The 6,141-nt window shown below is 72.3% G+C and carries 7 protein-coding genes; 4 read left to right on the top strand and 3 right to left on the bottom strand.

Going from position 1 to position 6,141, the window contains the following annotated elements; translation table 11 throughout:
* From CCN42_RS24940 to der, 3 genes are all read left to right on the top strand, one after another.
* Nucleotides 1–264: (d)CMP kinase (locus tag CCN42_RS24940; RefSeq protein ID WP_211294789.1), on the top strand; the 264-nt coding region annotated here is incomplete at its 5' end.
* A gap of 56 nt (nucleotides 265–320) precedes the next feature.
* Nucleotides 321–908 carry a lysophospholipid acyltransferase family protein gene (locus tag CCN42_RS24935; RefSeq protein WP_386582612.1) on the top strand — a complete coding sequence of 196 codons (588 nt, stop codon included), beginning with the start codon at nucleotides 321–323 and terminating at the stop codon, nucleotides 906–908.
* Between the two features lie 76 nt (nucleotides 909–984).
* Nucleotides 985–2,466, top strand: coding sequence for a ribosome biogenesis GTPase Der (der, locus tag CCN42_RS24930; protein ID WP_086172503.1), 1,482 nt, complete (start codon nucleotides 985–987; stop codon nucleotides 2,464–2,466).
* A gap of 57 nt (nucleotides 2,467–2,523) precedes the next feature.
* Here der and CCN42_RS24925 read toward each other — a convergent pair whose 3' ends face one another.
* From CCN42_RS24925 to CCN42_RS45910, 3 genes are all read right to left on the bottom strand, one after another.
* Entirely contained in the window at nucleotides 2,524–2,898 is a 375-nt protein-coding gene (locus CCN42_RS24925; RefSeq protein ID WP_086738972.1) for a hypothetical protein, read from the bottom strand.
* Between the two features lie 92 nt (nucleotides 2,899–2,990).
* Nucleotides 2,991–3,773 (bottom strand): hypothetical protein, encoded by a 783-nt coding sequence (locus tag CCN42_RS24920; RefSeq protein WP_086738970.1) that lies wholly within the window; start codon nucleotides 3,771–3,773, stop codon nucleotides 2,991–2,993.
* A 153-nt stretch (nucleotides 3,774–3,926) separates the two neighbouring features.
* The gene (locus tag CCN42_RS45910; RefSeq protein WP_339384425.1) at nucleotides 3,927–5,135 is read right to left on the bottom strand and encodes a CapA family protein; all 1,209 of its coding nucleotides are present in this window, start codon (nucleotides 5,133–5,135) and stop codon (nucleotides 3,927–3,929) included.
* A gap of 224 nt (nucleotides 5,136–5,359) precedes the next feature.
* Here CCN42_RS45910 and CCN42_RS24905 point away from each other — a divergent pair, with 224 nt between their 5' ends.
* Entirely contained in the window at nucleotides 5,360–5,884 is a 525-nt protein-coding gene (locus tag CCN42_RS24905) for a sigma-70 family RNA polymerase sigma factor (RefSeq protein WP_086738968.1), read from the top strand.
* Nucleotides 5,885–6,141: the final 257 nt, after the last annotated feature.

Here is a 6,141-nt window from a genome sequence, read left to right as displayed (position 1 = left end):
GTGCTGCCGGACGCCGACCTGAAGATCTTCCTCACCGCCTCGCCTGAGGCGCGTGCCGCCCGTCGCAGCGGCGAGCTGCAGGGCGCCGACGTCAACGCGACCCGCGAGGCCCTGCTGAAGCGGGACGCGGCCGACTCCAGCCGCAAGACCTCCCCGCTGGCCAAGGCCGACGACGCCGTCGAGGTGGACACCACCGACCTCACGCTGGCGCAGGTCATCGAGTGCGTGGTCACCCTCGTCGAGGAGAAGCGGGCCGGGAAGTGAACGAGGCTCCGTCGGCGCGGGGCGCCGAGGTCGGGCGGCGCATCGGCGTCGGGCTGATGTACGGGCTGTGGCGGCCCCGGGTGCTCGGCTCCTGGAGGGTCCCGCCGCACGGCCCGGTGATCCTCGCGATCAACCACTCGCACAACATCGACGGGCCGATGGTCATGGGCGTGGCGCCCCGGCCGACGCACTTCCTGGTCAAGAAGGAGGCGTTCGTCGGCCCGCTGGACCCCTTCCTGACCGGCATCGGACAGCTGAAGGTGGACCGCGACACCACCGACCGCACCGCGATCACGCGGGCGCTGGGCGTGCTGGAGAACGGCGGCGTGCTGGGCATCTTCCCGGAGGGCACCCGGGGCGAGGGCGACTTCGCCTCGCTGCGCGCCGGGCTCGCCTACTTCGCGGTGCGCAGCGGGGCGCCGGTCGTGCCGGTCGCCGTCCTGGGAAGTTCCGAGCGGCGTGGACGGTTGATAAAGGCGCTGCCACCGCTGCGCAGCCGCGTCGACGTCGTCTTCGGCGACCCGTTCCAGGCGGGCGACGGCTCGGGGCGGCGCACGCGTACGGCGCTGGACGAGGCGACCGAACGCATCCAGAAGCAGCTCACCCTGCACCTGGAAAACGCCAGGCGCCTGACCGGGCGCTGAGCGACACTGAGTAGTGGATCATCCCGAAACGGGACGTTCCACCGATCACCACGATGAACGACGAGGTACGGACTTCATGAACGACCAGATCCAGCCCGGCGGCTCGGACGGTTTCGAGCACGATCACGGGGCGCTCGGCGACGCCGAGTACGCGGAGTTCATGGAGCTCGCCGCGGAAGAGGGCTTCGACCCGGAGGAGGTCGAGGGCGCCATCGAGGCGGCCGGGCACGGCCCGCTGCCGGTGCTCGCCGTCGTCGGCCGCCCCAATGTCGGCAAGTCGACCCTGGTGAACCGGATCATCGGCCGCCGCGAGGCGGTCGTCGAGGACCGGCCGGGCGTCACCCGCGACCGCGTCACGTATGAGGCGGAGTGGGCGGGCCGCCGCTTCAAGGTCGTCGACACCGGCGGCTGGGAGCAGGACGTCTTCGGCATCGACGCCTCCGTCGCCGCGCAGGCCGAGTTCGCCATCGAGGCCGCCGACGCGGTGGTCTTCGTCGTCGACGCCAAGGTCGGCGCCACCGACACCGACGAGGCCGTCGTCCGGCTGCTGCGCAAGGCGGGCAAGCCCGTCGTGCTGTGCGCCAACAAGGTCGACGGGCCGAGCGGCGAGGCCGACGCGGCCTACCTGTGGTCCCTGGGCCTCGGCGAGCCGCACCCGGTCTCCGCGCTGCACGGCCGCGGCACCGGCGACATGCTGGACGCCGTTCTGGAGGTGCTGCCGGAGGCCCCCGAGCAGACCTTCGGCGCCGCCGTCGGCGGCCCGCGCCGCATCGCCCTGATCGGCCGCCCGAACGTCGGCAAGTCCTCGCTGCTGAACAAGGTGGCGGGCGAGGAGCGCGTCGTCGTCAACGAGCTGGCGGGCACCACCCGCGACCCGGTCGACGAGATGATCGAGCTGGGCGGCAAGACCTGGAAGTTCGTCGACACGGCGGGCATCCGCAAGCGGGTCCACCTCCAGCAGGGCGCCGACTACTACGCCTCGCTGCGCACCGCGGCGGCGGTGGAGAAGGCCGAGGTGGCGGTCGTCCTGATCGACGCCTCCGAGTCGATCTCCGTGCAGGACCAGCGGATCATCTCCATGGCCGTCGAGGCGGGCCGCGCGCTCGTCATCGCGTTCAACAAGTGGGACACCCTCGACGAGGAGCGCCGCTACTACCTGGAGCGGGAGATCGAGACCGAGATGGGCCAGGTCGCCTGGGCGCCCCGGGTCAACGTCTCGGCGCGTACCGGCCGGCACATGGAGAAGCTGGTCCCGGCGATCGAGACCGCCCTCGCGGGCTGGGAGACCCGGGTGCCGACGGGCCGGCTGAACGCCTTCCTCGGCGAGCTGGTCTCCGCCCACCCGCACCCCATCCGGGGCGGCAAGCAGCCGCGCATCCTGTTCGGCACCCAGGCGGGCACCAAGCCGCCGCGGTTCGTGCTCTTCGCCTCCGGCTTCATCGAGGCGGGCTACCGCCGCTTCATCGAGCGCCGGCTGCGCGAGGAGTTCGGCTTCGAGGGCACGCCGATCCACATCTCGGTGCGAGTGCGCGAGAAGCGCGGCGCGAAGAAGAAGTGACGTGACGACGACGTGAAGGGGCGGCCCCCGCCGGGGGCCGCCCCTTCACGTCGTCGGTCAGCGGTTGCCGCGCCGGGCCGGGGGCAGTGCCGCCGGGATCTGTCCGACGCGCTGCCACTGCGACGGCTGGCTGCCGCTCTGCCGGGCGCTCTGGGCGCCCGCGCCGTAGTAGGCGCTGTACGACCCCCCGAGCGTTCCACCCAGTGAGCCGCTCAGCGAGCCCGCCCCGTACGGAATGCTCCCAAAGGCGGTGAACCCCAGCTTCTCCTCACCGCTGCGGTCGCCCGGCAGGGTGCGGAACGACTTGACGTACTCGGCGTAGAGCTTGTCGTAGATCGGCGTGGGCGAGGGAGCGGTCCGATCATGGACCGAGCGGGGCGGGGGAGGAACCGACGGATAGGGCTGGCGGCGGGGAGCGTCGTATGCGTGCACGTATGTCCAAACGACACCGGCACAGCAGAAGATGCGGGGCCCGCCCCACGAGGGGCGGGGGACAACGCCGGGGTGCGGCTGCCGCCGGACGCTCAGGTCCCCGCCAGCGGCAGGGTGCTCCCGACCAGCCGCCCGTGGGCGGCGGCCTTGTCCAGCGCGTCGCGCAGGAGGTCCTCCCGGGGCTGCCGTCCGATGGACCCCGCCGGCGCGGCGAACAGCAGCACCTGCTGGTGCTTGTTGGCGGCGGCCCGCCAGCCCTCGGTGACCTGCAACGGCTGGTGCGCCTGCCACCAGGCCACCGGCTGACCGCCGTTCGCCGCGGGCTGGAGCACCGCGTGCAGCTGTCCCATCGCCAGCAGCACCGACCAGCCGTGGAGCACCGGCGGCACCGCGCTCAGCTCGGCCACCGGCATGAACCCCTGCTCGATGAGGAGCGGCAGGAAGTCGTCGTCGACGGAGGTCGAGCCCGGCCGCACGATGGGGCCGGTCGGTTCGACGACCAGCGCGGGGTGCAGTTCCCCGGCGATCAGCACGAGTCCGCTGGTCACCCCGAGCACGGCCTGCTCGGGCACGACCTTGTCGGGCTCCACGTCCACGGTGTCGCCGCTGATGGACCTCACCGCGCCCTGGAGCTGTTCCTCGGTGACCTGGACGACCTGCGAGGGCAGGCAGGCGGCGTGGGCGAAGGCGAGCACGGCGGTCTCGTCGCCGATGAACAGCACGGTGCTGGTGCGCTCGCGCTCGGAGTCGCCCGGGGTGCGGCAGGACGTGCAGTCGTAACTGCCCGGGGTGTTGTATCCGGCGAGCAGCCGGTCGGCTTCTTCGTCGCCGATCTCGGCGCGTACCTCGTCGCTGACGTCGAGCATGCGCGGCACGGGGGGCTCCCTGGGGATGCGGTGCGTGGCCAGGCCGGGTGGCTCCCGGCCCGTGGTCCGGGACGGTCCCGGGCTCATGAAGAAGACAACGGCCGATCTGTGGCGGGAGTCACGCTGGGCGGCGAACGGAATCGAACCATCCGACGCTCACGGTCACCTTCGGGTCCGAGTCGGGCACTCACCGTCAACTCCCGTGCAGAGTCCGGCACTTGTTCCGGTCAAGTGCGTCACGAGGAGGCCGGGTGCGTGGTCGACAAATCCCGAAATCAGGGAACGAATAGGGTGGCCGGAATTCGCCGATACTGGCGGTAACTTCGAACTGGTCTGCGTCAATCGGCAGTCGGCCGCTCCGGGCCCGGCCCGGCCCCTGCCCGTGTGCAACGAGCACCGCTCGGGGCGTCCGCCGGCCCAGGCCGGTGGCACCACGCCGGCTCGCGGCACAGCCTCCGGCGGACCCGTACGACGGCGGCACTCGCGGGAACGGCCCTGCTCGCCCCGTTCGGGCTGCTGACCACGGCCGGCACCGCCCGGGCGGCGGGCGGCGGAGTGCGGAGCCGCATCCCCCCTGCGAGAGGGCCAGCAGATCGCGGTCGCCAACAAGGTCCGGCGCGGCCAGGGGCGGGACGCGTGGCCGGCCTGCTCGGTGCGCGCCGGGGCGTACGGAAGCGCGCCCGCCGCGACAGCGCCCGCCTCCCGGGCGGCCCGCGCGTCGGCGAGGATCCGGCCCTCGTCGATCAGGTTGACCGCCCAGGGCTGTCCGGCGGGGAGCGGGTGACCGTTGGTGCCGTAGGTGTAGGCGAGGTGGGCGACCCGTGCGGCACCGGCGTGGAGCAGGGTCGCGGTGCGCGCCTCGGCCTCGGCGCGCGCCGATCCGGCGTGCCGTACGCCCGCCCGGTCGAGGGCGTCCAGAGTGCGGCGGATGCCCTCCGCGCCGTCGTCCAGGCTGTGGTTGGAGGCGGTGGAGCAGCCGTCGTAGCCGGTGTCGGCGAGGGCTTGGGCGATCTCGGGCGGGGACTTGAAGGACGGGTATCCGTTGTCGTCGCCGTTCGCGCCGTACACCGTCTCCATGTGGCACAGCGCCAGGTCCGCGCGGGCGACGACGGGGCGGACACCGGAGAGCATCGGCCGGAAGTCGTATCCCTGGCCGCCCGCGTCGAAGCGTGCGCGGTCGATGACCGAGCTGTGCGGCAGGACGTCACCGGAGGCGACGAGGGTGAATCCGCCGGGGCCGGCGGCGGAGGGCGCGGGGCGGCCCGCCCCTGCGGGCTGTTCCTGGTGCTGGGCCTGACAGGCGGCGCCTGCGGCGAGGAGGGCCGTCAGGGCGAGGGCAACCTGCCGTCTGCGTGCGATGCGTACGATCATCAGCTTCCCCTGTGCGGTCGTATTTACCCACAAATAGGTACGAAGCTGAACGAGACGGCAAACAGGCGCGAGGGGCCCTTTAACCCGTCCGGTGTGCGCGGTCGGACGCGCGGCGAGCCACCCGGGACCGTTCGTCGAACCGTTCGTCGACGCGTTCGACCGTCCGTCGCAGAGCCGTGTGCGCGCCCTGTCCCGCCCGGGGCGCCCTGCGATGCCATACGGCCATGACGGCCGGAACCACCCTCACCCACCAGACGACCGCCGAGCACGAGCTGGCCGCGCTCCAGCGGGAGCACGGCCGGCCGCTCTTCGCGCTGCTGCTGCGGCTCTGCGACGGCGACCGGCAGCGCGCCGAGGACCTGGTCCAGGAGACCCTGGTGCGCGCCTGGCAGCACCCCGAGGCGCTGCACGCCGACGACTTCGACTCCGTACGGCCCTGGCTGCTGACCGTCGCCCGGCGGCTCGCCATCGACGCGCCGCCGGAGGTCGGGGACGCGGTGCTGGAGAACGCCCGGGTGATCTCCGATCACGCCGAACGGGCCGCGGCGACGCTCGATGTGCGGGAGGCTGTGAAGACACTCACTCCGGAGCACCGTGAAGTCCTGGTGCTGGTGTATTTCCAGGGGGCGAGTGTGGCGGAAGCGGCGCACACGCTGGGGATTCCGCCCGGTACCGTGAAGTCCCGCGCGTACTACGCGCTGCGCGCCCTGCGCCGGGTGCTTCCGGGCTACGCACCCGACCTGCGGTGAAACCGACGGCCGAGTCAAACCTCCGTAAAGCGCCTTGCCGACGACCCCCGTTGAGTAATCGGCTGTCCTCATCCGTGTTCCGGACGGGGACAGGTCCCGCGGGCCCGGGGTCGGGCGACGCGTACGCACCGGAGGAAGGCAGGAAAGGATGCTCCACAGAGGTCATCAGGGCACGGACGGCACCGGCGGCGGTGAACTCACCGTTCCCATGGGCTGGTTGTACGCCGAGTACATCGCCGACGAACTGCTGCGGACCG

It is taken from the genome of Streptomyces glaucescens (assembly GCF_002154375.1).
GTDB lineage: Bacteria > Actinomycetota > Actinomycetes > Streptomycetales > Streptomycetaceae > Streptomyces > Streptomyces glaucescens.
The sequence above is the reverse complement of the archived record's forward strand: the minus strand, read 5'-3'. Positions and strand labels throughout refer to the sequence as shown.